This window comes from Mycobacterium sp. GA-1285 (assembly GCF_001499905.1).
In the GTDB taxonomy this organism is placed as follows: Bacteria; Actinomycetota; Actinomycetes; order Mycobacteriales; family Mycobacteriaceae; genus Mycobacterium.
Genome location: NZ_LQIS01000001.1, coordinates 125,287 through 151,319, shown reverse-complemented (window position 1 = coordinate 151,319; position 26,033 = coordinate 125,287). Strand labels below are relative to the sequence as shown.

The 26,033-nt window shown below is 66.4% G+C and carries 23 protein-coding genes and 1 tRNA gene; 18 read left to right on the top strand and 6 right to left on the bottom strand.

All coding sequences use genetic code 11. The features are described 5' to 3' along the window. The first annotated feature begins 5 nt into the window (after positions 1–5). From AU193_RS00710 to AU193_RS00695, 4 genes are all read left to right on the top strand, one after another. Entirely contained in the window at positions 6–641 is a 636-nt protein-coding gene (locus tag AU193_RS00710) for a cell division protein SepF (RefSeq protein WP_064420420.1), read from the top strand. Between the two features lie 119 nt (positions 642–760). After that, complete coding sequence (locus AU193_RS00705; RefSeq protein ID WP_059098939.1) at positions 761–1,051, top strand: YggT family protein; 291 nt, start codon at positions 761–763, stop codon at positions 1,049–1,051. 205 nt (positions 1,052–1,256) lie between these two features. Then, the gene (locus AU193_RS00700) at positions 1,257–2,057 is read left to right on the top strand and encodes a DivIVA domain-containing protein (RefSeq protein ID WP_064420419.1); all 801 of its coding nucleotides are present in this window, start codon (positions 1,257–1,259) and stop codon (positions 2,055–2,057) included. A 25-nt stretch (positions 2,058–2,082) separates the two neighbouring features. Continuing rightward, positions 2,083–2,409, top strand: a complete 327-nt coding sequence (locus AU193_RS00695) for a phage holin family protein (RefSeq protein ID WP_064420418.1) — start codon at positions 2,083–2,085, stop codon at positions 2,407–2,409. Here AU193_RS00695 and AU193_RS00690 read toward each other — a convergent pair. Next, positions 2,406–3,104 (bottom strand): phosphoribosyltransferase, encoded by a 699-nt coding sequence (locus AU193_RS00690; protein ID WP_064420417.1) that lies wholly within the window; start codon positions 3,102–3,104, stop codon positions 2,406–2,408. The two genes, AU193_RS00695 and AU193_RS00690, sit on opposite strands and share 4 nt — an antisense overlap. Positions 3,105–3,199: 95 nt before the next feature. On the opposite strand from AU193_RS00690, the gene AU193_RS00685 reads away from it, so the two are divergent. The 9 genes from AU193_RS00685 to AU193_RS00645 all read left to right on the top strand — a co-directional run bounded on the left by AU193_RS00685 (position 3,200) and on the right by AU193_RS00645 (position 19,288). Beyond that, positions 3,200–4,588 (top strand): TIGR01777 family oxidoreductase, encoded by a 1,389-nt coding sequence (locus AU193_RS00685; RefSeq protein WP_064420416.1) that lies wholly within the window; start codon positions 3,200–3,202, stop codon positions 4,586–4,588. A gap of 90 nt (positions 4,589–4,678) precedes the next feature. After that, positions 4,679–6,226, top strand: coding sequence for a phospholipase D-like domain-containing protein (locus AU193_RS00680; RefSeq protein WP_064420415.1), 1,548 nt, complete (start codon positions 4,679–4,681; stop codon positions 6,224–6,226). Further along, entirely contained in the window at positions 6,223–7,764 is a 1,542-nt protein-coding gene (locus AU193_RS00675; protein ID WP_064420414.1) for a phospholipase D family protein, read from the top strand. The genes AU193_RS00680 and AU193_RS00675 overlap by 4 nt, the downstream gene beginning before the upstream one ends. Before the next feature lie 72 nt (positions 7,765–7,836). Then, on the top strand, positions 7,837–11,121 hold the full coding sequence (locus AU193_RS00670) for a LuxR C-terminal-related transcriptional regulator (protein WP_253867526.1): 3,285 nt from the start codon (positions 7,837–7,839) through the stop codon (positions 11,119–11,121). Then, positions 11,118–11,867 carry an alpha/beta fold hydrolase gene (locus tag AU193_RS00665; protein ID WP_064420413.1) on the top strand — a complete coding sequence of 250 codons (750 nt, stop codon included), beginning with the start codon at positions 11,118–11,120 and terminating at the stop codon, positions 11,865–11,867. Before AU193_RS00670 ends, AU193_RS00665 begins: the two co-directional genes overlap by 4 nt. Positions 11,868–11,943: 76 nt before the next feature. Continuing rightward, on the top strand, positions 11,944–13,410 hold the full coding sequence (locus AU193_RS00660) for an HNH endonuclease signature motif containing protein (protein WP_064420628.1): 1,467 nt from the start codon (positions 11,944–11,946) through the stop codon (positions 13,408–13,410). Positions 13,411–13,606: 196 nt separating this feature from the next. Next, positions 13,607–15,034 carry a nitrate/nitrite transporter gene (locus tag AU193_RS00655; RefSeq protein ID WP_082682778.1) on the top strand — a complete coding sequence of 476 codons (1,428 nt, stop codon included), beginning with the start codon at positions 13,607–13,609 and terminating at the stop codon, positions 15,032–15,034. A 5-nt stretch (positions 15,035–15,039) separates the two neighbouring features. Next, entirely contained in the window at positions 15,040–18,975 is a 3,936-nt protein-coding gene (locus AU193_RS00650) for a bifunctional nitrate reductase/sulfite reductase flavoprotein subunit alpha (protein ID WP_172798164.1), read from the top strand. An 85-nt stretch (positions 18,976–19,060) separates the two neighbouring features. Further along, the gene (locus AU193_RS00645; protein ID WP_082682777.1) at positions 19,061–19,288 is read left to right on the top strand and encodes a hemerythrin domain-containing protein; all 228 of its coding nucleotides are present in this window, start codon (positions 19,061–19,063) and stop codon (positions 19,286–19,288) included. Positions 19,289–19,348: 60 nt separating this feature from the next. Here the strand turns inward: AU193_RS00645 and AU193_RS00640 are convergent, their stop codons facing one another. From AU193_RS00640 to AU193_RS22995, 3 genes are all read right to left on the bottom strand, one after another. Continuing rightward, positions 19,349–20,869 (bottom strand): adenylate/guanylate cyclase domain-containing protein, encoded by a 1,521-nt coding sequence (locus tag AU193_RS00640; RefSeq protein WP_064420410.1) that lies wholly within the window; start codon positions 20,867–20,869, stop codon positions 19,349–19,351. A gap of 243 nt (positions 20,870–21,112) precedes the next feature. Continuing rightward, entirely contained in the window at positions 21,113–21,613 is a 501-nt protein-coding gene (locus AU193_RS00635) for a nitroreductase/quinone reductase family protein (RefSeq protein ID WP_064420409.1), read from the bottom strand. A gap of 41 nt (positions 21,614–21,654) precedes the next feature. Continuing rightward, entirely contained in the window at positions 21,655–21,795 is a 141-nt protein-coding gene (locus AU193_RS22995; protein WP_156425068.1) for a hypothetical protein, read from the bottom strand. Positions 21,796–21,851: 56 nt separating this feature from the next. On the opposite strand from AU193_RS22995, the gene AU193_RS00630 reads away from it, so the two are divergent. Continuing rightward, the gene (locus AU193_RS00630; protein ID WP_064420408.1) at positions 21,852–22,103 is read left to right on the top strand and encodes a hypothetical protein; all 252 of its coding nucleotides are present in this window, start codon (positions 21,852–21,854) and stop codon (positions 22,101–22,103) included. Positions 22,104–22,380: 277 nt separating this feature from the next. Beyond that, complete coding sequence (locus AU193_RS00625; protein ID WP_082682776.1) at positions 22,381–22,638, top strand: tyrosine-type recombinase/integrase; 258 nt, start codon at positions 22,381–22,383, stop codon at positions 22,636–22,638. 27 nt (positions 22,639–22,665) lie between these two features. Here the strand turns inward: AU193_RS00625 and AU193_RS00620 are convergent. Then, positions 22,666–22,751: transfer RNA gene (locus tag AU193_RS00620), tRNA-Leu, on the bottom strand. Between the two features lie 100 nt (positions 22,752–22,851). Here AU193_RS00620 and AU193_RS00615 point away from each other — a divergent pair. From AU193_RS00615 to AU193_RS23715, 3 genes are all read left to right on the top strand, one after another. Further along, positions 22,852–24,195, top strand: a complete 1,344-nt coding sequence (locus tag AU193_RS00615) for a M20/M25/M40 family metallo-hydrolase (protein WP_172798176.1) — start codon at positions 22,852–22,854, stop codon at positions 24,193–24,195. Positions 24,196–24,213: 18 nt separating this feature from the next. Beyond that, positions 24,214–24,744 (top strand): YbhB/YbcL family Raf kinase inhibitor-like protein, encoded by a 531-nt coding sequence (locus tag AU193_RS00610; protein WP_064420406.1) that lies wholly within the window; start codon positions 24,214–24,216, stop codon positions 24,742–24,744. Positions 24,745–24,848: 104 nt separating this feature from the next. Further along, a complete protein-coding gene (locus AU193_RS23715; protein WP_256364322.1) occupies positions 24,849–24,977 on the top strand; it encodes a hypothetical protein in 129 nt (42 codons plus the stop codon). On the opposite strand, the gene AU193_RS00605 is transcribed toward AU193_RS23715, so the two are convergent. Beyond that, positions 24,974–26,032, bottom strand: coding sequence for a quinone-dependent dihydroorotate dehydrogenase (locus tag AU193_RS00605; protein ID WP_064420405.1), 1,059 nt, complete (start codon positions 26,030–26,032; stop codon positions 24,974–24,976). The two genes, AU193_RS23715 and AU193_RS00605, sit on opposite strands and share 4 nt — an antisense overlap. Between the last annotated feature and the right edge of the window lies 1 nt (position 26,033).

Below are 26,033 nucleotides of genomic sequence, written 5' to 3'. Positions count from 1 at the left end.
GAGCGATGAGCACACTTCACAAAGTCAAGGCCTACTTCGGTATGGCCCCGATGGATGACTACGACGACGAGTACTACGAGGACGACGAACGCGGCGCCTCGCGTGGATATTCGCGCCGTAGTCGAGACGAGCGCTTCGACGACGACGGTTACGGCCCGGGGCACCGCGGCTACGACGACCGCGACTACGACGACGCGCCCGGCGGTTACCGCGGTTACGAGGACCGGTTCGAGCCGCGACTGCGTGCACCGCGCGAGTTCGACCGCCCGGCACCGCGTTTCGCCCCGATGCGCGGTGCCACCCGCGGCGCGTTGGCCATGGACCCCCGCAGGATGGCCGAATTGTTCGAGGCGGGCAGCCCGCTGTCGAAGATCACCACGCTGCGGCCGAAGGATTACAGCGAGGCCCGCACGATCGGAGAGCGGTTCCGCGACGGAACCCCGGTGATCATGGACCTGGTGTCGATGGACAACGCCGACGCCAAGCGCCTCGTCGACTTCGCAGCCGGCCTGGCCTTCGCGCTGAGAGGGTCGTTCGACAAGGTCGCCACCAAGGTGTTCCTGCTGTCGCCGGCGGATATCGACGTGACGGCCGAGGAGCGTCGGCGCATCGCCGAGGCCGGCTTCTACTCCTATCAATAGGGCGGCTCACAGACGGGTAGGCTGGCGTCGCGTCCGGGGTTGAGCGGCCTCGGGCGCGACCTGGCTGTATCAACCGTGTAGTAAAAGTCACATTGTGCCCGTAGTGAGGACCCTCGGCGTTGTCGCTCTTCTTCGAAATCCTGGGCTTCGCCCTGTTCGTCTTCTGGCTCCTGCTGATCGCGCGGGTCGTGGTCGAGTTCATCCGGTCGTTCTCCCGGGACTGGCATCCCAAGGGCGCGACCGTGGTGATCCTCGAGATCATCATGACGGTGACCGATCCGCCGGTGAAGCTGCTTCGGCGGCTTATTCCCCAGCTCACGATAGGTGCGGTGCGGTTCGACCTGTCGATCATGGTGCTGCTGCTCGTCGCCTTCATCGGCATGCAACTGGCTTTCGGCGCGGCGGCCTGAGGCCGTCCACTCTGCGGTGGTTTGCCAGGGAGAAATTGAGCGGCGAAATGATCGGCGGCCCCCCGGCCGTGTTTGAAATTCGCTCTTAATTTCATCCTCTTCTGCTACGGCCGCGTCTGGTGTGACAGGATGGACGCCAGTTACGTTCCACCCACGCTTTACACTTTGAGACCGGTTGACTGTCCAGACTTCATAGGGGGCGACAATGCCGCTCACACCCGCCGACGTTCACAACGTCGCGTTCAGCAAGCCACCCATTGGCAAGCGCGGCTACAACGAGGATGAGGTTGACGCGTTCCTCGATCTGGTCGAGAACGAGTTGACGCGCCTCATCGAGGAGAACGCGGATCTCCGGCAGCGTGTCGCCGAGCTGGAGCAGGAGTTGGCTTCCGGCGGTTCCGGCGGTGGCCAGTCGACACAGGCCATACCCGTCTACGAGCAGCCCGCCCCCGAACCCGCTCCGACGCCGCAGCCGGCCTACGAGGCGCCCTCGGCGCAGTCCAGCGAAGAGCAGGCGTTGAAGGCGGCCAAGGTGTTGAGCCTCGCCCAGGACACCGCGGACCGGTTGACCAGCACCGCCAAGGCCGAGTCGGAGAAGCTGCTCGCCGACGCGCGGGCGCAGGCCGATGCCCTTGTGAGCGAGGCGCGGCAGACCGCCGAGACCACCGTCGCCGATGCTCGCCAGCGCGCCGACGCGATGCTCGCCGACGCCCAGACCCGATCCGAGGCGCAGCTGCGCCAGGCGCAGGAGAAGGCCGATGCCCTGCAGGCCGACGCGGAGCGCAAGCACTCGGAGATCATGGGCACCATCAATCAGCAGCGCACGGTCCTGGAGGGCCGCCTCGAACAGTTGCGCACGTTCGAGCGCGAATACCGCACCCGGCTCAAGACCTACCTGGAGTCCCAACTCGAGGAGCTCGGGCAGCGCGGTTCGGCCGCGCCCGTCGACTCCAGCGCCGGAAACGACGGTGGCGGCTTCAATCAGTTCAACCGGGGAAACAACTGAGCCGATTCTGACCTAGGGTTGATCAATGCTGATCGTTGCGCTCGTCCTCGCTGTCATCGGCCTCGCCGCGCTGGTGACAGCGGTCGTCACCAGCAATGAACTGATCGCCTGGGTCTGTATCGCGGCCAGCGTGATCGGTGTGGTGCTCCTGATCGTCGATGCGGTGCGGGAGCGGTCGGGCCGCACGACCGACACCGCGAACGACGCGCAAACCGATGCCGAACCGGAGTACTACGAGGACTACCCCGACGACGAGACCGTCGCGGAGCAACCCGAGTACGGGGGCGAGCCCGGCGCGGACGACGAGACCACGGTCGTCGAACAAGCCGACTCCGGCGAAGACCGCCGCTAAAACCCTTGCCGCCCTTGCCTGCCCGGCTCGCCGGGCGCCAGCAGCTCGCGCACTTCGTCGTCGCTGACCTGATGGAAGTCGGCGAACACCTGCCCGACAGCCTCGAATCCCGCCGGCATGCTCGCGCAGACGACGTCGTCGGCTTCCTTGGCTAGCTCCCGGCACGCCGACGCCGGTCCGACCGGGACGGCGACGACGATCCGCGCCGGATTCCTGGCCCGCACGGCACGCACCGCGGCGAGCATGCTGGCTCCGGTGGCGATCCCGTCGTCGACCAGGATCACCGTCCTGCCCGTCAGATCGAGCGGCGGTCGGTCGCCGCGGTAGGCCCGCTCGCGGCGGTTCAACTCCTCGCTTTCGCGAGCGATCGCGGCCTGCATCGCCTCGTCACCGATGCCGAGATTGCGCACCAGGTTCTCGTTGATCACCACGCCGCCCCCGCTGGCAAGCGCACCCATCGCAAGCTCCTCCCACTGCGGCACCCCGAGCTTGCGAACCAGAAAGACATCGAGGGGAGCATGCAGCGAACGGGCGACCTGCGAGGCGACCGGTACGCCGCCGCGCGGGAGTCCCAACACCACGACATCCTGACCGCGATAGGACAACAGCTCGCGGGCCAGGACCTCACCGGCGTCCCGGCGGTCCTGATACACGCGTTTGCCGTTTCGGCGGGCGAGCCCACTCCATCCGTTCATGACGGCCGCTTCGATGTCGGGACCTTGTCAGACTACGACCGTGGGTACCCCACCCGGAGGCAATCCATCGGTATGACGGTGACGAATATCGAAACATGGGAATCGAATACGAGAGTGTCATCGGGCTCCCGCTCGACGAGGTGTTCGCGTGGTACGCACGGCCCGGAGCGATGCGGCGGCTGGTTCCACCGTGGCAGCCGATGAAGGTGATCGCGGAAGCGGAGTCGCTGGCCGACGGCCGAGCGGTGCTCGGGTTGCCGGGTGGTCTGCGCTGGATCGCCCAACACGATCCGGGGCGCTACGACCCGCCGCGCCGCTTCGTCGACGTGCTGTCCTCCGACGGGCCGGCATCGTGGCCCCCGCGCCTGGTCGGTCGGTGGACCCATATCCACGAGTTCGGCGAGGCCGCCGGCGGCACCCGGGTGTACGACCGCGTCGAGGCGCCGGTGCCGGCGGCGGTGCTGCGGCCGATGTTCGTCTACCGGCATCGCCAGCTGGCCGACGACCTGGCCGCCCACCGCGACGCCGCCGACGCCGGGCTTTCGCCGCTCACCGTCGCCGTCAGCGGCGCATCGGGCCTGGTCGGCTCGGCGCTGACGGCATTCCTGAGCACCGGAGGGCACCGGGTGATCCGGTTGGTGCGACGGGCGGCGGCGGGTCCGGACGAGCGGCAATGGGACCCGGATCGGCCGGGTCCCGACCTCCTGAAAGGTGTCGACGTCGTCGTGCACCTAGCCGGTGCGTCCATCGCCGGCCGGTTCACCGCCGCGCACAAGGACGCGATCCGCGACAGCCGCGTCGAACCGACCCGTCGGCTCGCCGAGGCGGCGGCGCTGACCGACGACGGACCGGGAGTGTTCGTCAGCGCGTCGGCGGTCGGCATCTACGGTTCCGACCGCGATGATGCGGTGCTGACCGAGGAAAGCGTGCCCGGCGACGGCTTCCTGGCCGAGGTGGTCCGGCAGTGGGAGGCGGCGACGGCCCCGGCCGCCGAGGCGGGGCTGCGGGTCGTCACCGTCCGGTCGGGGATCGTGCAGTCCGCTCGGGGCGGCACGCTGCGGTTGATGCGGCCGCTGTTCGGCGCCGGGCTGGGTGGTCGGCTGGGCAGCGGCCGACAGTGGCTGGCGTGGATCGCGCTCGACGATCTGCTCGACGTCTATCTCCGCGCGCTCTACGACGACCGGCTGGACGGCCCCGTCAACGCGGTGGCCCCGCATCCGGTGCGCAACGCCGACTACACCAGGACACTGGCGCGGGTGCTGCGCCGTCCGGCCGTCGTGCCCGTACCGTCGTTCGGGCCGCGACTACTGCTCGGTGAGCAGGGGGCGCGTGAACTCGCCGAGGCCAGCCAACGCGTGCTGCCCGCCGCGTTGCAGGCGCGAGGTCACCGCTTCCGCCATCCGTCCATCGACGGTGCGCTCGCTCACGAACTCGGGCGCACGTCGACCGCGAATCAGGTTGTCCGGGAGCGCAGTTCGTCGTGAGTGATGCCGAAGGCGGTGATCTCTGCGATATGTCTCTCACCGGCCACTTATTTCGGGCGTAGATCCTCCGCCGAGTGGGCATTCCACGGGGTGTCAGTGCTGGCCGAATGGTTCCTCACCGCGGGTGAACGCGGCAACCCCAGTTGGGAGCTGCCGGCGTGGAGTGAGGGCAACCAGGCCGAGGCTTTGATTGACGGCGCGTCGTATTTCGATCGGCTCGTTACGGAGGTGGAGGCGCTCGGCGAGGGCGATCACCTGTTCTTCGCCGACTGGCGCGGCGACGCCGACGAGAGGTTGCGCGACAACGGCCCGACCGTCGCCGCACTGTTCCGTGCGGCGGCCGAGCGCGGCGTGCTCGTCAAGGGTCTGATGTGGCGGTCGTATCCGAATCGCCTGCAGTTCAACGAGGAGCAGAACCGCCACCTCGCCGAGACCATCGAGCGCGCCGGCGGGGAAGTCTTGCTCGATCAGCGGGTGCTGGTGGGCGGTTCGCATCATCAGCGGCTGGTTTTGCTCCGCCATCCCGACCAACCGGACCGCGATGTCGCGTTCATCGGAGGCATCGACCTGTGCCATTCCCGTCGCGACGACGCGTCGCATCGCGGTGACCCGCAGGCCGTGCAGATGTCGAGGCGGTACGGAGAGCGGCCGCCGTGGCACGACGTGCAGCTGCAGGTGCGGGGCCCGGTCATCGGCGCACTGGATGTGACGTTTCGGGAGCGGTGGACGGCGCGGGCGCCGCTGGACCTGTTCAACCCGCTTGCGTGGCTTCGCGACAGGTTCGGTGGCGACCACGAGCGGCGACGTCCGTTACCGGAGCAGCCGCCGGATCCGCCGGCCTGCGGACCGCACGCGGTGCAGGTGCTTCGTACCTACGGTGACGCCCTGATCCAGTACGAGTTCGCCAAGGAGGGCGAGCGAAGCATCGCACGCGGCTACACGAAAGCGGTACGGCGCGCCCGCAACCTGATCTATCTGGAGGATCAGTATCTGTGGTCGGAAGAGGTCGCCAACCTGTTGGTCGACGCGCTGACCTCGAATCCCGAACTGCAACTGGTGGCGGTCGTGCCACGCTACTTCGATCTGGAGGGTGGTCTGGGCCGGCCGCCCACGCTGGTCGGCCGTCAGCTGGCGCTCGACGCGTGCCGGCGCGCAGCACCCGACCGGGTGCATGTGTTCGACGTCGAAAATCACGAGGGCACACCGGTTTACGTGCACTCCAAGGTGTGCATCATCGACGACACGTGGGCCTGCGTCGGCAGCGACAACTTCAACCGCCGGTCATGGACGCACGACAGCGAGCTGTCGTGCGCGGTGCTCGACGCGGACGGCAGGTTCGCGCGGGATCTGCGTCTGCGCCTGCTGCGCGAGCATCTCGACCGTGCCGACGACGGCAGCCAAGACGAGGGGCTGGTCGATCCCGTCACCGCCGTTGATGAGATCTGCTCATGCGCAGAGACTTTGGAGCAGTGGCACCGGTCGGGCCGTTCCGGGCGGCGGCCACCCGGCCGGCTGCGTCCGCACGAGAGCGAGCGGGTCGATCCATTCACCCGGCTGTGGGCCGAACCTGCCTACCGGATGATCTTCGACCCCGATGGTCGCTCGTACCGCGACCGGCTGTTGCGGCGGCGGCCGTGAACGTCGAGGAGTGGTTCCTGAGCGCAGAGGAGCGCGGCAACCCCGCGTCGGATCTCCCGGCGTGGTGCGACGGCAACCGCGTCGAACCACTTGTGCACGGGTCGACCTATTTCGACCACCTCGTCACCGAGGTGGAGGCGCTTGCACCGGGCGACTACGTGTTCTTCACGGACTGGCGTGGTGATCCCGACGAGAAGATGCGCGACGACGGGCCGACTGTTCGCGAGTTGTTCAGCCGCGCAGCCGAACGCGGGGTGGTGGTCAAGGGCCTGGTGTGGCGGTCGCATCTGGATCAGCTCTCCTACAGCGAGGACGAGAACCGCCATCTGGGCGAGCACATCGAGAAGGCCGGCGGCGAGGTCCTGTTGGACCAGCGGGTGCGGATCGGCGGCTCGCACCACCAGAAGCTGGTCGTGATCCGGTATCTCGGTCAGCCCGAGCGCGATGTGGCGTTCGCGGGAGGGATCGATCTGTGTCACTCGCGGCGGGATGACGCGTCGCACCGCGGTGATCCCCAGGCCATCGAGATGTCGCCGCGCTACGGTGACAATCCGCCGTGGCACGACGTGCAACTGCGACTGCAGGGCCCGGTGGTCGGCGCGCTGGACACGACGTTTCGCGAACGGTGGAACGATCCGGCGTCGCTGGACATGCTGAACCCCCTGGCATGGCTGCGGGACAAGCTCGGCGGCGCGGACATGACGGCCGATCCGTTGCCGGAGCAACCGCCGGACCCGCCCCGGTGCGGTCCGCACAGCGTCCAGGTGTTGCGGACCTATCCGGACGCGCATTTCACCTACGACTTCGCACCGCACGGCGAGCGCAGCATCGCACGGGGCTACAGCAAGGCGGTGCCGCGTGCCCGTCGGCTGATCTACCTGGAGGACCAGTACCTGTGGTCGAAGCGGGTGGCCAACCTGTTCGCCACCGCGCTGCGGGACAATCCCGAGTTGCATCTGGTCGCCGTGGTGCCGCGGTATCCCGACGTCGACGGTCGGTTGGCGTTGCCACCCAACCAGGTTGGGCGTTGGCAGGCCATCGAGACGTGTCACCGTGCCGCACCGAACCGCGTGCACATCTTCGATGTCGAGAACCACGAGGGCACACCGGTCTACGTACACGCAAAGGTCTGCGTGATCGACGATGTGTGGGCGTGTTCGGGAAGCGACAACTTCAACCGGCGGTCGTGGACGCACGACAGTGAGTTGTCCTGTGCGGTGCTCGACGAAGAGGGCGCCTTCGCTCGCGACTTCAGGCTGAAACTGATGCGGGAGCATCTGGACCGCGCCGACGACGGCAGCGAGGACGGAGGCCTGGTCGACCTGGTCGCCGCGGTCGGCGAGATCGTCGATGCCGCAGAGGCGTTGGAGGCGTGGTATGACTCCGGTCGTCGAGGGCCGCGGCCACCGGGCCGGTTGCGTCCCCACAAGGCCGAGCGGCTCGGGCTGCTGACGCGGCTGTGGGCCGAGCCCGTGTACCGGTTCATGTACGACCCCGACGGGCGGTCGTATAGGGATAGGCTGAAACGGCGGCTGTGACCGGGCTGCGTGGGTGAAATCTACGCGCTTGCGCTGATGTTTTGCCGATACGCGGGTCGCATGCTGGCTAGCATGAGCGCACTCGAGTGGAGCGAACTTGGTGTGAGCGGACTGCCGACCGGAACGGTGACGTTGCTGCTGGCGGACGTCGAGAGGTCGACGTGGTTGTGGGGCTCGCAACCCGAGGAGATGCGTGCGGCGATCCGGCGACTCGACGCGACGCTGGCCGATCTCGTGGTCATGAACAACGGTGCCCGCCCCGTCGAGCAGGGCGAGGGCGACAGCTTCGTGCTGGCCTTCGCACGCGCCAGCGATGCGGTGGCGTGCGCGCTGGCGCTGCAGCAGGCGCCGCTGGCCCCGATTCGGCTGCGCATCGGTGTGCACACCGGTGAGATTCAGCTACGGGACGAGGGCAACTACATCGGGACGACCATCAACCGCACGGCGCGGCTACGCGATCTCGCGCACGGCGGGCAGACGGTGCTGACCGGTGCTACCGAATCCATGGTTGTCGACTATTTGCCTGAGGGTACGTGGCTCAGCGATCTCGGATCGCACCCGCTGCGGGACCTGCCCCGGCCAGAACGCGTTGTGCAGCTGTGTCACCCCGACATCCGCAACGACTTTCCGCCCCTGCGTACGGCGGAGGCCGCGCATCGACACGACCTGCCCGCGCAACTGACGCGATTCATCGGACGCCGCAAGCAGATCGGCGAGATCGGTGAGCTCCTGACCGGCAACCGGTTGGTGACGCTGACGGGTGCGGGTGGGGTGGGCAAGACGCGGCTGGCCGTGCAGATCGCGGATCGCACCGATCTGCCGTCGGTCTGGTATGTGGACCTGGCTCCGATCAGCGATCCGGATCTGGTGCCCGTCGCCGTGCTGCGAGCGCTCGGGGTACCGGATCAACCGGGTCGCTCGACGTTGGACAGCATCGTCGGTTTCATCGGCGGGCGTGCGGTACTCGCGGTGCTCGACAACTGCGAACACCTACTCGAGGTCAGTGCCGAGCTGATCACCACTCTGCTGGAGCGGTGTCCTGCGCTGCGGCTGCTGGTCACCAGCCGTGAACCGATCGGTGTCGAGGGTGAGGTCGTCTGGCGAGTGGCATCGCTGGCGATCGACGACGAAGCCGTCGAGTTGTTCGTCGACCGCGCCCGTCATGTTCAGTCGGATTTCGCTCCCTCGGACGACGAACTCGCGGTCATCGGCGAGATCTGCAGGCGTCTGGACGGCATGCCGCTGGCGATCGAGCTGGCGGCCGCCCGAGTCCGCGCCCTGTCCGTACGGGAGATCCTCGACGGCCTGCACGACAGGTTCCGTCTCTTGACGGGCGGATCACGAAAAGCGGTGCGTCGCCAGCAGACCCTCAAAGCATCCGTGGACTGGTCGCATCAGATGTTGACCGAACCCGAGCGTGTCGTCTTCCGGCGGCTGGCGGCGTTCGCCGGAGACTTCGACCTCGAAGCCGCGCAGGCGGTGGCCACGGGCGGAGAGATCGAACGCTTCCAGGTGCTCGATCTGCTGATGCTCCTGGTGGACAAGTCGCTGGTGTTGGCCGAAAGCAGCAGTGGGCGAGCGCGATACCGGCTACTGGAAACGGTCCGTCAGTACGCGCTGGACAAACTTAGTGAGTCCGGTGAAGCCGACACTGTGCGCGGCCGCCACCGGGATCACTACATCTTGATGACCGCGCAGCTCGAGGCGCCGGGGTGCGCCCAATACGAACACCTCATCTCACAGGCGGAGATCGAAATCGACAATCTCCGTTCGGCGTTCGCGTGGAGCCTCGAGCGGCAGGACAACGACGCGGCGTTGCGGTTCGCGAGTTCGCTGCAACCGCTGTGGCTCATGCGCGGGCGGGTACAGGAGGGGTTGTCCTGGTTCAACGCCGCGCTGGACGATCCGGGTCTGGACGCGGCGTCCGATGTCGTGGCACAGGTTAGTGCGGTCGCCGATCGGGCTGTGCTGTACGCATTTGCCGTCACCGTCGGTGTCACGGAGGGTCTCGAGCAGGCCTTGGCCACAGCGCGGGAGCTCGACGACCCCGTCTTGTTGCTTCGTGTGCTGGTGTCGTGCATAGGCGCGGCCGCGTTCGATGCGCAGGCGGCCTACCCGTACATGGACGAAGCTCTCGAGCTGGCACGGCGATTGGACGACCGGTGGCGGCTCTGCCAGATCCTCGCCTGGAAGGCGTTCATCTACATCCTTGTCGGAGATCCGGTCTCGGCGATCGCGGCCGGTGAGGAGGGTCAGTCGCTGGCCGACGCCGTCGGGGACACGTTCATGTCGCGGATGAACCGGTACTGGGGTGCGGCGATGTCGGTTTATCAGACGGGCGATCTGAAGGAGGGCACGTCACTCCTGCATGCGCTTCTCACCGAGGCGGATGCATCTGGTGACGTGCTCCACGGCTACCTTGCGCGCGTCGGCCTCGGGCATGCGTATGTGTGGTTGGGCGATCCCGCGACAGGGCGAAGCTACGCCGAGGCGGCCATCGAAACCGCGCACACGCTGGGCCCGCATCTCGAACCGTGGGCGTACGCGCCGTATGCTTTCGCGGTCCTCGCCGAGGGAGACGTGAAAGCGGCTGCCGATGCGTGCGATTGGGCATGGCAGCGCATCAACGCGCAGCCCGAGACGGCGATCACGAACGTCATCCCGTCGGCGGAGCTCGAACTCGCCAGAGGTGATCTGCGCGCCGCCAGAGAATACGCCGACGCCGACGTGTCACTCATGCACGGATGGCACCTGGCACGGGCCCTGGTGAATCGCACGCGAATCGCGTTGGCGCAGGGTGATATTGCACAGGCCGATGAGGATGTGCGCCGGGCACTCGACACCGTGACCGCCCATCGGTCGTATCAGATCGCGCCCGACGCGTTCGAGGTGCTGGGCGAGTTGACCTGTGCGGCCGGTGATCAGCGCAACGCGGCGCGATTCCTCGGCACAGCCGACGCCTTGCGGAAACGCTTGGGGCTGGTCCGGCTCCGAGTGCACGACGCTACGTACGAGGCAGCGGTGTCGCTACTCAGAGAGTCCCTCGGCGAGAACGAGTTCGAGGCCTTGTGGGACGAAGGGGCCGCGCTGTCGATCGAGGAGGCGATCGCGTATGCGCAGCGCGGACGCGGTGAGCGCAAGCGCGTGTCGAGCGGTTGGGCCTCGTTGACGCCGACCGAGTTAGACGTGGTCCGGTTGGTCGCCGAGGGACTCAGCAACAAGGACATCGCCGCAAGGCTCTTCGTGTCCCACCGGACGGTGCAGACGCATCTGACCCACGTCTACACCAAGCTCGGGCTGGCCTCGCGCGTGCAGCTGGCCCAGGAAGCCGCGCGACACCCTAGTATCGCCGTATGACAATCGTTCTGGTGCACGGCAATCCGGAGACTGACGCGATCTGGGGCCCTTTGGTCGACGCTCTCGGCCGCAATGACGTCGTGCGGCTCTCCCCGCCCGGATTCGGCGCACCGCTGCCCGACGATTTCGCGGCGACTTACCTCGACTATCGCGATTGGCTCGAGCGCGAACTGGAGCGCTTCGGCGAACCGGTCGACCTCGTCGGCCACGACTGGGGCGGCGGTCACGTCGTCAACGTGGCGATGCACCGTCCTGATCTCCTGCGCACCTGGGCCAGTGACGTCGTGGGGCTGTTCGATGCCGACTACGTCTGGCATGACCTCGCGCAGGTGTGGCAGACGCCCGGAGCCGGCGAGGAACTGGTCGAGGCGATGATGGGCGGCACGGTCGCGGACAGGACGGCGCAAATGGCCGATCTCGGGCTGCCAATCGACATCGCGACATCGCTGGCGAAGGCCCAAGGCCCGGAGATGGGGCGCGCGATCCTGGTGCTGTACCGATCGGCCGCCCAGCCGGTTCTCCGCGAAGCCGGGCGCGGGTTGGGCACCGCCGCCTCGCGGCCCGGCCTGTCGATACTCGCCACCGAGGATCCGTACGTCGGAACCGAGGACATGCGCCGGCGTGCGGCCGAGCGTGCCGGCGCGCGGACCGAAGTTCTCGAGGGGCTCGGACACTGGTGGATGGTCCAGGATCCGGCGCTCGGGGCCGGGGTGCTCACGCGCTTCTGGGAGACCGCCGCTGACTGACGGTCTTGTCGGCTCGGCCGTTCGCGCGCATTTCCGATGAGTCAACGTGTCGGTGGGCGGTGGCATACTCGAACACATGTTCGACTCGGAGTTCTCGGAGGCTGACGACGCCGCGGTCGCCGCTGCGATCGAGGAGAGCATGCGGGCCGAAGCAAGGGCGGGAGCCCGTCGGCTGGCCGCCATCGCCGAACTCGCCCGCCGCCGAGTCGACGATGACGACCGAGCAGCATTCGACGGTTGGGATGCGGCCGCCGCCGAAGTCGCGGCCGCTATGACCGTCGGCCACAGGCGGGCCTCGGCACAGATGCGGATAGCGATCGCACTTCGGGACCGGCTTCCGCGCGTTGCGGCGCTGTATCTGCAGGGCGCCATTAACTCCCGCGTCGTCTCGGCGCTCACGTGGCGCACACAGCTCGTTTACGACGCCGAAGCGCTGGCCTTGATCGACGCTGCCCTTGCAGAAGGCGCGACGAAATGGGGTCGCCTGTCCGATGACAAGCTCGAGAGGGCAATTGACGCGTGGGTCGAGCGGTACGATCCAGAAGCCTTGCGCCACAGCGAAACAACCATGCGCAGCAGAGACTTCTCGGTCGGCGACATCGACGATCCGGCAGGAACTATGTCGGTGTGGGGCCGGCTGCTGGCCACGGATGGGGCGGTTCTCAAACGTCGCATCGCTGCAATGGTGCAGGGCCTGTGCGATGCCGATCCTCGATCCGCCGGGGAGCGCCGATCGGACGCGGTCGGTGCGATGATCTCGGGCAATGACCGCCTCGCGTGTCGCTGCGGATCCGACACGTGTCCGTCGGCTGACGTGCCGCGGTCGTCGAACGTCGTCGTCAACGTTTTCGCCGAGCGGTCAGCGGCCGAAGCGGCATTACAGCAGCCGACAGCCGGCGAGTCCCAGGCACCTGCCCCGACAGCCGGCGAGTCCCAGGGACCTACCCCGACGGTCCGCGAGTCGAAGGCCAAGCCGCCCACAGCACTCATCCTTGGTGAGGACATCCTGCCTGCACCGCTGCTGGCCCAACTGATCCGCGATGGCGCGAAGATCCGTCCGATCAAACTGCCCAGCGACGAGCCCGAGCCGCGTTACCGCCCGTCCGCGGACTTGGCCCAGTTCGTGCGCATGCGAGATCTGCACTGCCGGGCCTCCGGCTGCAGTGCGCCAGCCGATCGTTGCGACATCGACCACACCATTCCGTATCCGTTCGGTCCGACACATGCGTCAAATCTCAAGTGCCTGTGTCGAAAACACCATCTAGCCAAGACATTTGGTGGCTGGGACGATGTTCAGCTGCCGGACGGCACGGTGATCTGGACCTCGCCGAGCGGTCGGAAATACACCACCAAACCCGGAAGCAGGCTGTTCTTTCCGACGTGGGATACGACGACCGCTGACCTTCCTCCGCCACCGATCTCCCCGCCGACAGTCTGCGACCGCGGGCTGATGATGCCGCTGCGACGGCGTAGCCGCGCCGCCGAATACGCAGCGCGAATCAAGGCCGAACGCGCGAGGAACCGGCGACCGGCGCCGTTCTGAGACCTGCGGCGCTTTCGCCGAGGTGTGCGGGCCCCTTTGAAGATGGCCCTTTGAAGATGCCGCGGAGTGGCCCCGGCCACATTTGTTTCGGCTCGGTTTCGTGCACCCCGCACGCGTATTCGTTACCTATGTGAGCTGGAGTTGACGTTTCCGACACGATGACGCAACGGATGCGGAATGGGTTCGGGCGACTCTGGTGCCTGTGAAGAGTCTGAGCCGCAGCCGCACCATTGAAGATTGGGACGCCGAGGACGTCGAGGCCTGGGAATCCGGTGGCAAGAAGATCGCCAAGCGGAACCTGATCTGGTCGATCTTCGCCGAGCACGTCGGATTCTCCGTGTGGTCCATCTGGTCGGTGATGGTGCTGTTCATGCCCCAGGACATCTACGGCATCGACGCGGCGGGCAAGTTCTACCTGGTCGCGATGCCCACCCTGGTCGGCGCGTTCATGCGAATCCCGTACACCATCGCCCCTGCGCGATTCGGTGGGCGCAACTGGACCATCGTCAGCGCCCTACTGCTGTTGATCCCGACCGTGCCGACGCTCTGGGTGATGAACAACCCCGGCACGTCCTACACCACCTTCATGATCGTGGCCGCCGTGGCCGGAGTCGGCGGCGGCAACTTCGCGTCCTCGATGACGAACATCAACGCGTTCTACCCACAGCGGCTCAAGGGCTGGGCGCTCGGCCTGAACGCCGGCGGCGGCAACATCGGCGTACCGGTGATCCAGCTGGTCGCGCTTCTGGTGATCGCCACCGTCAGCAACACCGCACCCGAAATCGTCTGCGCCATCTACCTTGTCCTGATCGCGTTGGCGGCGCTGGGGGCCGCGCTGTTCATGGACAACCTCGGCAACCAGCGGTCCAGCCTCGGCGCGATGACAGAAGCGTTGCGATTCAAGCACTCCTGGGTAATGAGCTTTCTGTACATCGGCACGTTCGGCTCGTTCATCGGGTTCTCGTTCGCGTTCGGACAGGTGCTGCAGATCAACTTCCTGGCCGGCGGCGACACTCCCGCACAGGCGTCGCTGCACGCCGCCCAGATCGCGTTCATCGGCCCGCTGCTCGGTTCGATCGCGCGGCCCTTCGGCGGCAAACTGGCCGACAGGATCGGTGGTGGCAAGATCACGCTCTACACCTTCGTCGCGATGATCTTCGCCGCCGGAATCCTGGTCACCGCAGGCGTTCTCGACGACGGTATCACTGGCGCGGCCACCGGCGGACAGATGGTCGCCTACGTCACCGGCTTCATCCTGCTGTTCATCCTCTCGGGCATCGGCAACGGCTCGACGTACAAGATGATCCCGTCGATCTTCGAGGCCAAGGCCCAGGGCCATGACGAGTGGAGCCGCGAGGACAAGGCCGCCTGGTCGCGCAGCATGTCCGGCGCGTTGATCGGATTCGCCGGTGCGGTCGGCGCGCTTGGCGGCGTGTTCATCAACGTCGTCCTGCGCGCGTCGTATGTCAGCGACGCCAAATCCGCCACCAACGCGTTCTGGGTGTTCCTCTGCTTCTACGTGATCTGCGCGATCGTCACCTGGTTCGTGTTCCTGCGCATGCAGACCTCGAGCGCCGGTTCCGACGAGCAGACCGGCCGCACAGCCGCGCCGGTGCCCGCCTGACGCCCATGGTGACTCGGACGGCGTGCTCGTACTGCGGCGTGGGCTGCGGTATCGAGGTGCACACCGCCACCGACCGCGACACCGGCAACCCCGTCATCGCGCGGGTCACCGGGGACAAGCTGCACCCGGCCAACTTCGGCAGGCTGTGCACCAAAGGTGCGACCCACGCCGAGCTGATGCGCGCCGACGACGGCCGGCTGACCTCGGCGATGCTGCGACCCGGCCGCGATGAGGAACTGGTCCCCACACCGGTCGACGACGCCGTCGCCGAGGCGGGCCGACGGCTGCGGGCGATCATCGACGAGCGCGGCCCCGACGCGGTGGCACTCTACGTGTCGGGCCAGATGTCGATCGAGGCCCAGTATCTCGCAACCAAACTGGCCAAGGGGTTCCTGCGCACGGTGCACATCGAGTCGAACTCACGGCTGTGTATGGCCAGCGCGGGCACCGGCTTCAAACAATCGCTGGGTGCCGACGGCCCGCCGGGCTCCTACACCGACTTCGACTGCACCGACCTGTTTTTCGTCATCGGCTCCAACATGGCCGACTGTCACCCCATCCTGTACCTGCGCATGGCCGATCGGCTCAAGACTGGTGCCAAGCTGATCGTCGTCGACCCCCGCCGCACGACGACCGCCGAATGCGCCGATCTGTACCTGCAAATCAAACCCGGCACCGACCTCGCACTGCTGAACGGTCTGCTCCACCTTCTCGTCGAAAACGGTGACATCGACCGCGAATTCATCGACGACCACACCGAGGGTTGGGAGGCGATGCCGGCGTTCCTCGCCGACTACACACCCGAGAAGGTGGCTCACCTCACGGGCCTCGCTGAGGCCGACATCCGGCTCGCCGCGCGGATGATCGCCGACGCGGGGGAGTGGCTGAGCTGTTGGACGATGGGGCTCAACCAGAGCACCCACGGAACCTGGAACACCAACGCCATCTGCAACCTGCACCTGGCCACGGGCGCGATCTGCCGGCCGGGCAGCGGACCGATGTCGCTGACCGGACAGCCTAACGCTATGGGCGGGCGCGAAATGGGCTATATGGGACCGGGATTGCCGGGTCAGCGCTCCGTGACCTCAGCGGAGGACCGCGCGTTCGTCGAGACGCAGTGGGGTCTGGCACCCGGCACAATCCGCGCGGACGTCGGTCCGGGCACCGTTGACATGTTCCGGAAACTCGCCGACGGCGAGATCAAGGCATGCTGGATCATCTGCACCAATCCCGTTGCCAGCGCGGCCAACCGGTCGACGGTCATCGAGGGGTTGAAGGCCGCCGAGCTTGTCATCACCCAGGACGCCTACCGCGCGACGGCCACCAATACCTACGCCGACATCGTGCTTCCCGCCGCGATGTGGGCGGAGGCCGATGCGGTGATGGTCAACTCCGAACGCAATCTGACGTTGCTGCAGCAGTCGATTCGCGCTAAGGGCCAGGCCCGACCTGATTGGCAGCTGATCTGCGAGGTGGCCGCCCACATGGGCTTCGGCGGGCACTTCGCCTACAGCTCCAGCGAGCAGATCTTCGACGAGATCCGGCGATTCTGGAATCCGAAGACCGGCTATGACCTTCGCGGTGCCAGCTACGCGCGGCTGCGGGAAACTCCCGTGCAGTGGCCGTGTCCGCCGGACGACGAGAACGATCGCCACCCGATCCGCTACCTCAACGACGGTGTGAGCCAGGAACACTTCGTCGACGAGAACGGACACGCGCCCCGGCTCGCGTTCCCGACCCCGTCGCGCCGCGCCGTCTTTCATGCGCGCCCACACATGGACGCGCGGGAGTTGCCCGACGATGAATACCCGATGGTGCTGAATTCCGGTCGGCTGCAACACCAGTGGCACACCATGACCAAGACGGGCCGCGTCGAGTCGCTCAACAAGCTGACCGGTGAGCCGTTCGTCGAGGTGCATCCCGAGGACGCGCTGAGATTGGGCATCGAGGATGGGCGACCCGTCGAGCTCACGTCACGGCGCGGGCGCGCGGTGCTGACCGCTACTGTCACCGAACGCATACGCCCGGGCAGTTGTTTCGCGCCGTTCCACTGGAACGACGACCACGGCGACAGCCTCACCGTCAACGCGTTGACCAATGACGCCGTCGACCCCGACTCGTTGCAGCCCGAATTCAAGGTCTGCGCGGTCGACCTGCGGGCCGTCGCGTCCCCGACGCTCACCGAGCAGGAATCGCTCTATGTGTCAGGCTTTTTCAGCGGACTGGCCGAGGCTGGAGCGGATGTCCCTGTGCTGCCCGACTCCGCGCCGGTGTCCACCGAGGTGAGGCAGTGGATCAACGGTCTGCTCGCAGCGCAGGGCCGTCCGTGCGCAGAACCGGCACGGCCGCAGCTCGACGACGGGCCGCTCGTGCTGTGGGCGTCGCAAACCGGCAACGCCGAGGACTTCGCCTCGCGGCTGGCCGCACGACTCGGCAACGCGCACCTGATGAACATGGATGATCTCGCGCCTGCCGACCTCGTGGCTGCTCGCGAGGTGCTCGTCGTCACCAGCACCTTCGGCGACGGGGGACCGCCCGACAACGGTGCGGCCTTCTGGCACCGGTTGCAGTCGTTGAAGACGCCGTTGACCGGCGTGCGGTACGCGGTGCTGGGCATCGGCGACCGGTCCTATGACGACTTCTGCGGACACGCCAAGTCCGTCGACACCAGGCTGGCCGACCTCGGCGCGGTGCGGCTGCTCGAGCGCGCCGACTGCGAGGCCTACGACGACGAGCGCATGCGGCGCTGGGCCGACGACGTCACCGCACTGCTGAATCCGGGAATCTCACCGTCGACCAGTAGCGTCGCGACACTTGTGCGGCCCACCACCGTCGCGCAGCCGTTCACCCGCGCGCGTCCCCTCGTCGTACCGCTGTCCCGCAACGTGGTGCTCACCGGGCGGGCATCCCGAAAAGAGGTGCGCCAGTTCGGTTTCGACATCTCCGAGCACGACGTCACCTACGCCGCAGGCGATTCGCTCGGTGTGTGCGCCACCAACGACCCCGTCATGGTCGACGCGTGGCTGGCGGCCACCGGGATGCCGGGTCAGCACGCCGTCGAGATCGACGGCGTCGAGCAGTCGTTGCGCGACGCGCTCATCTCGCACTACGACTTCTGCCGGGTCACCCCCGACCTGGTGCGCTTCATCGCCGAACACAGCCGCGACGCCAAGGCGCTGCGAGCACCCAAGGCCAAGCTGGACAAGTGGCTGAACGGCCGCAACGGCCTTGACCTCGTCCAGGAATTCGTGGTCCACGCCGATCCCGACGAGTGGCGCGAGGTGCTGGTCCGGTTGACACCGCGCAGTTACTCGATCTCGTCGAGCCCGCTGGTCAGTCCGCACGAGGTGCAGTTGACGGTGTCGGTGGTGCGCTACCGCGGCGCCGACGGCGGCCGGCGCGGCGGCGTCTGCTCGACCTTCCTGGCCGACCGCGCGTCGTCGGCGCCGGTCTTCTTGCAACACTCGCCGCACTTCCGGCCGCCCGAGGACGGCTCGATCCCGATGATCATGGTCGGCCCCGGCACGGGTGTCGCGCCGTTCCGCGGCTTCTTGCAAGAGCGACGGGCCCTGGGTCACCGCGGACGCAACTGGCTGTTCTTCGGCGAGCAGCACCGCGACCAGAACTACTACTACCGCAACGATTTCGAAGACATGGCCCGCGACGGGCTGCTCGACCGGCTCGATCTCGCGTTCTCCCGCGACCAGGCGTCGCGGGTCTACGTCCAGCACCGGATGCTCGAACAGGGGGCCGAGGTGTGGCGCTGGCTCGACGACGGCGCACACTTCTACGTCTGCGGCGACGCCACCCGCATGGCCAAGGACGTCGACGCCGCATTGACCACGATCATCGAGCGGCACGGCGGAATGTCGCACGAACAGGCCCACGGCTACAAACGTGAGCTGGTCGCGACCAAACGCTATGTGCGCGACGTGTACTGAAGCTCCTCGCGCGTGATCCCATTTGCCGACCCGTCCATCGGCCACGTCTTATGATTAGGCGGTCCTGGCGGATGGGGGGTTTGCCATGCCAAGCGATCCATTTCAGATGGCGATGATTCACCGGACATTCCGGGCCGAGTTTGACAATCTGACGAGGCTCATCCGCGACGTCGATCCAGGCGACACGAACCGGGCCCGCACCGTCGGTGCATATCTGAATAACATGATCTCAGTGCTGCACCACCACCACGCTGCCGAAGACGAGGTGCTGTGGCCGAAGCTGAGCACCCGGGTACGCTGCGCGACCTTGTGATCGCGTCAGGGGTGTGCCCGGCGAATGGCGGCTCTTCGCCGTCGCCTCAGCTCGAACGACCTAGGAATCAGCGCCGCCCTTTGGGTCTAGACCGAAAATCTGCACCGGGGATGACTTCCCCTTGAGGGCGTGGGAGCCCCGGTCGATTAGTCTGGGCGATCGACCATTCAGGGCGTCAACGGTCTGGTGTGTGAGAAGAATCGCATCGCCGGTGGTTTTGGTGAGTTGCTCGACGCGGGCGGCGACGTTGACGGCATCACCGATCAAAGTGAATTCGAGCTTGCCGCCGCCGCCGATGGTGCCCGCGATCACCACACCGGTGTTGATCCCGAGGCCAATCCGAAGGGCGCCACCGAATCGTTCGACGACGAGCCGGTGAATCAGAACCGCGGCACTCAACGCGGCGTCGGCATGATCCGCGAGGTCGTTCGGGGCGCCGAAGACCGCCAGCGCGCCGTCGCCGAGAAACTTGTTGACGTGCCCACCGGCGTCGACGACGGCAGGCACCACGATTTCGAATAAGGCGTTGAGGCGGGAGACCGTGTCTTCGGCGGTGTTCGCCTCGGCGAAAGCGGTGAAGTCGCGAACATCGACGAACATCACTGTCACCTCGCGACGCTCACCGCTGAACACATCGTCACCCTGTTCGAGCAGACGTGTTGCAAGTGTGGCGTCCACATAGGTGCCGAACGCGGCTTGAAGGCGTTGCCGCTCAGCCAAACCCGCCTGCATCCGGTTGAACGACGCCGCCAGCGCACCGAGGTCATCGTCTTGGACCACCAGCACCCGTTGTGTGTAATCGCCAGCCGCGACACGTTCCGTTCCTGCGGCGAGGTCGCGAATGGGTTTCAGTGATGGTGAGACGACGGCGCCGACGGTGATCGGCACTCCCAAGCCAAGCGTCAACGCGCATCCGATCACCACAGCCAGTACGGGGGACTCGCCACTCCGACCGAGCACAGTGGCCAACATGGCGCCCAGTACGGAGGAAACGAACATGGAACCCAGGATTGATAGTTCTAACCAAGCGGCAAAAGTCGGGCGAGACCGTGGGAGGGAATCTCCAACCGCGGTGTCCCCGGAGAGGGCGGCCCTGGCCGGTCGCATTGCTCCTTCCCCAAAGGTGTGCGTGCCGATTAGCACCGTGCCGATTCCGGCGGCGACGGCGCCCACAATCCCGTATTGGACAAGCCGCCAGCCGCTCGCTCCGGCGATCACAGCAACAACGATCAAGAGAAGTGCAGCCCAAACAGGGAAGAACCACAAAGCTCGAACACCCGTCGCACGAGTCCATGCGTACGTGTCTTTCAGTGCCGCTTCACGATCGACCTCATCGCCCGCCGCCCACCGTTGCGCAAGACGGAAACGGCTGCCGGGAAGAACCATGACTAACGCCAGCACCAGCACGGCGACACAGGCCACGACGGTCACCTCGACGTAGTGACTGGACTTCTCGAAAGCGACAACAACGAATGACCAAAAAAGGTAGGGCGGCAGTGACGAGGCGAACGTCAGTACCGACGTCGCCCACGAGTATCTCGGTCCGTACCGATCCCACGTCCACTGCCAGATGTGATCCATGCCCGGAGACTAAATGGCTGGCCACGTTGTCATCCGTGTTTGACGGTCCATCTATATGCGCCGTTGCAGGACGCCGCCCCCCCTCGCAGCCCCGAGCTCGGCCCTATCCGGCCGAAGAAATCCGCAGCTCGAAAATTCCTGACTACCGCGGCGGCAGTCAGATGGGGGATGCCCTCATTCTTTGGGTGGTGGGGGTCGAATATTTGTTGGCGCGGCCTGCCCGGCCCCGCGTCTACTAGCCCGCTACCGCGGTTTGAGCCGAAAGACAGGGATGTGGCGGCCAATCGGGTCGGTCTTTTGGCGATAGTCGCTCCAACCGGCGTAGACCTGCTCCGCAAGCCCATAGACACGTGCGTATTCGTCGGGGTCGGTGATCTCACTGGCCAGAAATTTTTCGTCGCCCAGTTCGCATTCAGGGTGCGCCTTGAGGTTGTAGTACCACTGGGGGTGTTTCGGGCCGCCGTAGTTTGAGGCAGTCACGATGGGATCGGGTCCATCATGAAAGTAGGTGATTTGGTGCTCCCGCGGTTGTCCCGACTTCGCACCCGTTGTCAACAGCGGGGCCGTGGAAGGCCCGCCAAAGATGGATGGATAGCGCCCGCCGGTTGCGCGGTACAACCATGGGTCGATACGAGGCCAAAGGTGGTGCGCTAAGAACTGTCCGGGACGTGAACGGCTGAAACTTACCCAAGCGTCATACCGGCGGCTGTGCTTCTTGTGCGGGTCAACGTAATGCAGCGGCATGCACCGAAACGTACCTCCGTGATGGTGTGCGTCAATCCGGGTTAGTAAAACCAGGCGGGTCGCTTGTCGGCGTCGTTGTCGACCTCGGTGCGGTGCCCGATCTCGGTCAGCGATACGGCCGTCTCGTCAGGCACCGCGACGAGCACCTCGATCCTGCCCTCGTCGTGCGTGCACAGCGTCACCCAATGCTGGCACCTGGCGTCCCGGTGAATAAGGTCGACAGCTTGGACGTCAAGGCGTGGGCCGCGTCGATGACCCGCAACGGGTCGACCGCCACAGTGTCAACCGCGCAATCGGCATCCTCGACGATGCGGTCGAGCACCGCGCACTGGCTTTCAATCCGGGCACGTCGGTTCAAGCGCGGCGAGAAACCGAAAAGGCACCGGAACGCCAGGTCCACCTCACCGAGGCCGACGTGTGTCGGTTAGCCGAGGAACCCGGCCGTCACGCCGACCTGGTGCTGACACTCGCATTTACTGCGGTGGGGTGAGGCGATCGCGCTCACCGTCGCCGAGGTCGAGTTCCTGATACACCGTATTCCGGTGCACCGCAACGCCGTTGAGTGGGGCAGGAGTTCGAGGTCGGGCAGACGAAGAGCAAAGAGAATCGTACGGTGCCGGTGGCGGCGTCGGTGCTGTCTCGGCTGGCGGCACGGTGCGATGGCCGCTCCGCGGGCGATCTACTGTTCCCGGCGCGAAACGGCGGGTACTTGAAGCGTCCCAGCTACGACTCGACGGGATGGTTCAACGGGCGGTCGAGCGCACAAGGTGCAGACGATCACGCCGCACGATCTGCGGCACACGTGCGCGAGCTTGGCCGTCTCCTCGGGGGCGAATGTCCTTGCGGTGTCGCGGATGCTCGGCCAAAAAGACCCGAGCGTGACGCTGCAGATCTACGCCGACTTGTTCGACAGCGACCTTGATGCGGTTGCGGTCAATCTCGACGCGAAGATCGCAGATAGTGTCCAAAGTGTGTCCAAAGCGCCCGTTGACCGTCGCCGAAAACGCACGAAAACCGCCATCTAAGTGCGAGGATACGGCCGGTGAGTGTTGTGTCCGAGGGGGGACTTGAACCCCCACGCCCGTTAATAGGGCACTAGCACCTCAAGCTAGCGCGTCTGCCATTCCGCCACTCGGACTCGTTGCGGGCAGCTAAGGCTATCGGATCACCCGAGGCGGACCCAAACCCAGCTGGCAGGTCAATGGTACGAATGGTGGCGGACGAGAGGAGCACTACCCATTAGCACTGTGACTGGTCCCGTCAACGCCGAAGCGGAGGTCGTCGACCTCGTAAGCGCGCTCATCCGGTTCGACACGTCCAACACCGGTGACCCGGCCACCACCAAGGGTGAGGCCGAATGCGCCCACTGGGTGGCCGCGCAACTCGAAGAGGTCGGCTATACGACCGAATACGTGGAGGCGGGGGCGCCGGGCAGGGGCAATGTGTTCGCCCGGCTCGAGGGGGCCGACAGCTCGCGCGGGTCGCTGCTACTGCACGGCCACCTCGACGTGGTACCCGCCGAGGCGTCCGACTGGAGCGTGCACCCGTTCTCCGGCGCGGTCGAGAACGGCTACGTGTGGGGCCGCGGCGCGGTCGATATGAAGGACATGTGCGGCATGCTGATCGCGATCGCGCGGCACTTCAAACGCGCCGGCATCACCCCGCCCCGCGACCTGATCTTCGCGTTCCTGTCCGACGAGGAGGCCGGCGGCCGGTTCGGCTCACACTGGCTGGTCAAGCACCGGCCTGACCTCTTCGCCGGCGTCAGCGAGGCCGTCGGCGAGGTCGGCGGCTTCTCGTTGACGGTGCCGCGCAAGGACGGCGGGGAGCGACGGCTCTACCTGGTCGAGACGGCCGAGAAGTCGATGAACTGGATGAAGCTGACCGCGCGCAGCCACGCGGGCCACGGCTCGATGATCCACGACAGCAACTCCGTCACCGCGGTCGCCGAAGCGGTCGCCAAACTCGGCCGCCACGAGTTCCCGCTGGTGATGACCGACGCGGTCGGCCAATTCCTGCAGGCTGTCACCGAGGAGACCGGCTATTCGTTCGACATCGACTCGCCGGATCTGGCCGGCGCGATCGCCAAGCTGGGTCCGATCGCCCGCGTGGTCGGCGCCACCCTGCGCGACACCGCCAATCCGACGATGCTCAAGGCCGGTTACAAGGCCAACGTCATCCCGGCGTCCGCCGAAGCCGTGGTGGACTGTCGCATCCTGCCCGGGCGCCAGGCCGCCTTCGAACGCGAGGTGGACGAGCTGATCGGCCCGAACGTCACCCGTGAGTGGGTCACCGAACTGCCGTCCTACGAGACCACCTTCGACGGCGATCTCGTCGACGCGATGAACGGCGCGATCCTGTCCGTGGATCCCGACGCCCGCATCGTGCCGTACATGCTTTCCGGCGGAACGGATGCAAAGGCCTTCGCGCAGTTGGGGATTCGCTGCTTCGGGTTCGCGCCGCTGCGATTACCGCCGGATCTGGACTTCACCGCGTTGTTCCACGGCGTCGACGAACGGGTACCCGTTGACGCGTTGAAGTTCGGTACCCAGGTCCTCGAACACTTCCTGCTGAACTGCTGATAGACGAAAGGACGAGTCATGGCGTTTGACTACAACCCGTACGAGTTCCTCCCCGAGCTGCCCACGTTCACGGTGTCCTCGGATACCTTCACCGACGGCGGGACGCTGACTAATGACCAGGTCAGCGGCATCATGGGCGCTGGGGGCAGCGACGTCTCGCCGCATCTGACGTGGTCAGGTTTCCCCGAGGAGACCCGCAGCTTCGCCGTCACGGTCTACGACCCCGACGCCCCGACCGCGTCCGGCTTCTGGCATTGGGCGGTGGCGAACCTGCCCGCCACCGTGACGGAACTGCCCGCGGGCGCAGGTGACGGCAGCGGGCTTCCCGGTGATGCGCTCACGCTGCGCAACGACGCCGGCCTCAAGCGCTTCATTGGTGCCGCCCCGCCGCCGGGGCACGGCCCGCACCGTTACATCGTCGCCGTGCACGCCGTCGGCGTCGAAAAGCTCGATCTGCCTGAGGATGCGACTCCGGCATACCTGGGTTTCAACCTGTTCCAGCACGCGATCGCGCGGGCGCTGATCCACGCGACCTACGAGCAGAAGTAGCGAAATCGGCTCTGCGCGCTCCGATTACCTGCACGACTGGCTTTTCCGAGGAACTGACGTATGGTCGCAGCTGAGTGATTGCCACTTCTGCTGAAGGAGCGACAATGGCTGACAAGAAACCGGGAAGAAGCCTGAAGAAGGCCGAACGGTCCCTCAAGGACCGGCGCGCTGAGAAGCGTCAGCGCGAAGCCGAGGCGGGTGAGTTCATCCGCAAACGCAAGCGCGCCGGTTAGGCCGCCGAACCCACCGCTTCGGCCAGTGAGCCGAAGCCCTCCTCGTGAAGGCGGCGGGCGATGCCGTCGTGAATGCGCTTGGCCCACAGCCCGCCGCCGTACACGAACGCGGTGTACCCCTGCAACAAAGAGGCCCCGGAAGTGATCCGGTCCCAGGCGTCGTCGGCGGTTTCGATGCCACCGACGCTGATCAGCACCAGCCGGTTTCCGACGCGGCGATGGAGCCTGCGCAGCACCTCCACCGAACGCCCGGCCACCGGCCGCCCTGAGATGCCGCCCGGCCCCAGATCGTCGAGACCCGGGGTGACCAAGCCGTCACGCGACACCGTCGTGTTGGTGGCGACGATGCCTGCCAGGCCGAGTTCGACTGCCAGATCGGCGATTTCGTCGACATCTTCGTCGGACAGGTCCGGTGCGATCTTCACCAGCACCGGTGTCGACGTCGCCGCCAGGACTGCGGTCAGGATCGGACGAAGGGACGACACCGCCTGCAGGTCGCGCAGCCCCGGACTGTTCGGTGAGCTGACGTTGACCACCACGTACGCCGCCAGCGGTCCCAGCAGCCGAGCGGATGTGGCGTAGTCCTGAACCGCCGCCTCAGCCGGGGTGACCTTCGTCTTCCCGATGTTCACCCCGATCGGGACATCGGGAAGGTGCCGGGCCAGCCGCACCGCAAGTTCTCCCGCACCGTGGTTGTTGAATCCCATCCGATTCAACAACGCGCGGTCCTCGGGTAGCCGGAACATGCGCGGCTTCGGATTGCCGGGCTGAGCCTGCGCGGTCACCGTGCCCACCTCGGCGTACCCGAAGCCCAGCGCGCCCCACGTGTGCAGTCCGCTCCCGTCCTTGTCGAAGCCGGCGGCAAGACCCAGCGGGCCGGGGAACCGGACGCCGAAGACGGTGCTCGCCAGTATCGGATCGCGGGGTCCCAACCACCGTTTCAGAGCGCGCCGCGGCCACGACGGATAAGTGACGATCCTGAGCACGGCGAACACGAACGTGTGGATCCGTTCGGGCGCAACGAGAAACAGCGCCCGCCGCAGCGCGCCGTACATC

Coding starts and splice junctions, on each gene's coding strand:
- AU193_RS00710 (WP_064420420.1), top strand. CDS start 6: ATGAGCACACTTCACAAAGTCAAGGCCTACTTCGGTATGGCCCCGATG.
- AU193_RS00700 (WP_064420419.1), top strand. CDS start 1,257: ATGCCGCTCACACCCGCCGACGTTCACAACGTCGCGTTCAGCAAGCCA.
- AU193_RS00695 (WP_064420418.1), top strand. CDS start 2,083: ATGCTGATCGTTGCGCTCGTCCTCGCTGTCATCGGCCTCGCCGCGCTG.
- AU193_RS00690 (WP_064420417.1), bottom strand. CDS start 3,104: ATGAACGGATGGAGTGGGCTCGCCCGCCGAAACGGCAAACGCGTGTAT.
- AU193_RS00685 (WP_064420416.1), top strand. CDS start 3,200: ATGGGAATCGAATACGAGAGTGTCATCGGGCTCCCGCTCGACGAGGTG.
- AU193_RS00670 (WP_253867526.1), top strand. CDS start 7,837: ATGAGCGCACTCGAGTGGAGCGAACTTGGTGTGAGCGGACTGCCGACC.
- AU193_RS00665 (WP_064420413.1), top strand. CDS start 11,118: ATGACAATCGTTCTGGTGCACGGCAATCCGGAGACTGACGCGATCTGG.
- AU193_RS00660 (WP_064420628.1), top strand. CDS start 11,944: ATGTTCGACTCGGAGTTCTCGGAGGCTGACGACGCCGCGGTCGCCGCT.
- AU193_RS00650 (WP_172798164.1), top strand. CDS start 15,040: ATGGTGACTCGGACGGCGTGCTCGTACTGCGGCGTGGGCTGCGGTATC.
- AU193_RS00645 (WP_082682777.1), top strand. CDS start 19,061: ATGCCAAGCGATCCATTTCAGATGGCGATGATTCACCGGACATTCCGG.
- AU193_RS00640 (WP_064420410.1), bottom strand. CDS start 20,869: ATGGATCACATCTGGCAGTGGACGTGGGATCGGTACGGACCGAGATAC.
- AU193_RS00635 (WP_064420409.1), bottom strand. CDS start 21,613: ATGCCGCTGCATTACGTTGACCCGCACAAGAAGCACAGCCGCCGGTAT.
- AU193_RS00610 (WP_064420406.1), top strand. CDS start 24,214: ATGGCGTTTGACTACAACCCGTACGAGTTCCTCCCCGAGCTGCCCACG.
- AU193_RS23715 (WP_256364322.1), top strand. CDS start 24,849: ATGGCTGACAAGAAACCGGGAAGAAGCCTGAAGAAGGCCGAACGGTCC.
- AU193_RS00605 (WP_064420405.1), bottom strand. CDS start 26,032: ATGTACGGCGCGCTGCGGCGGGCGCTGTTTCTCGTTGCGCCCGAACGG.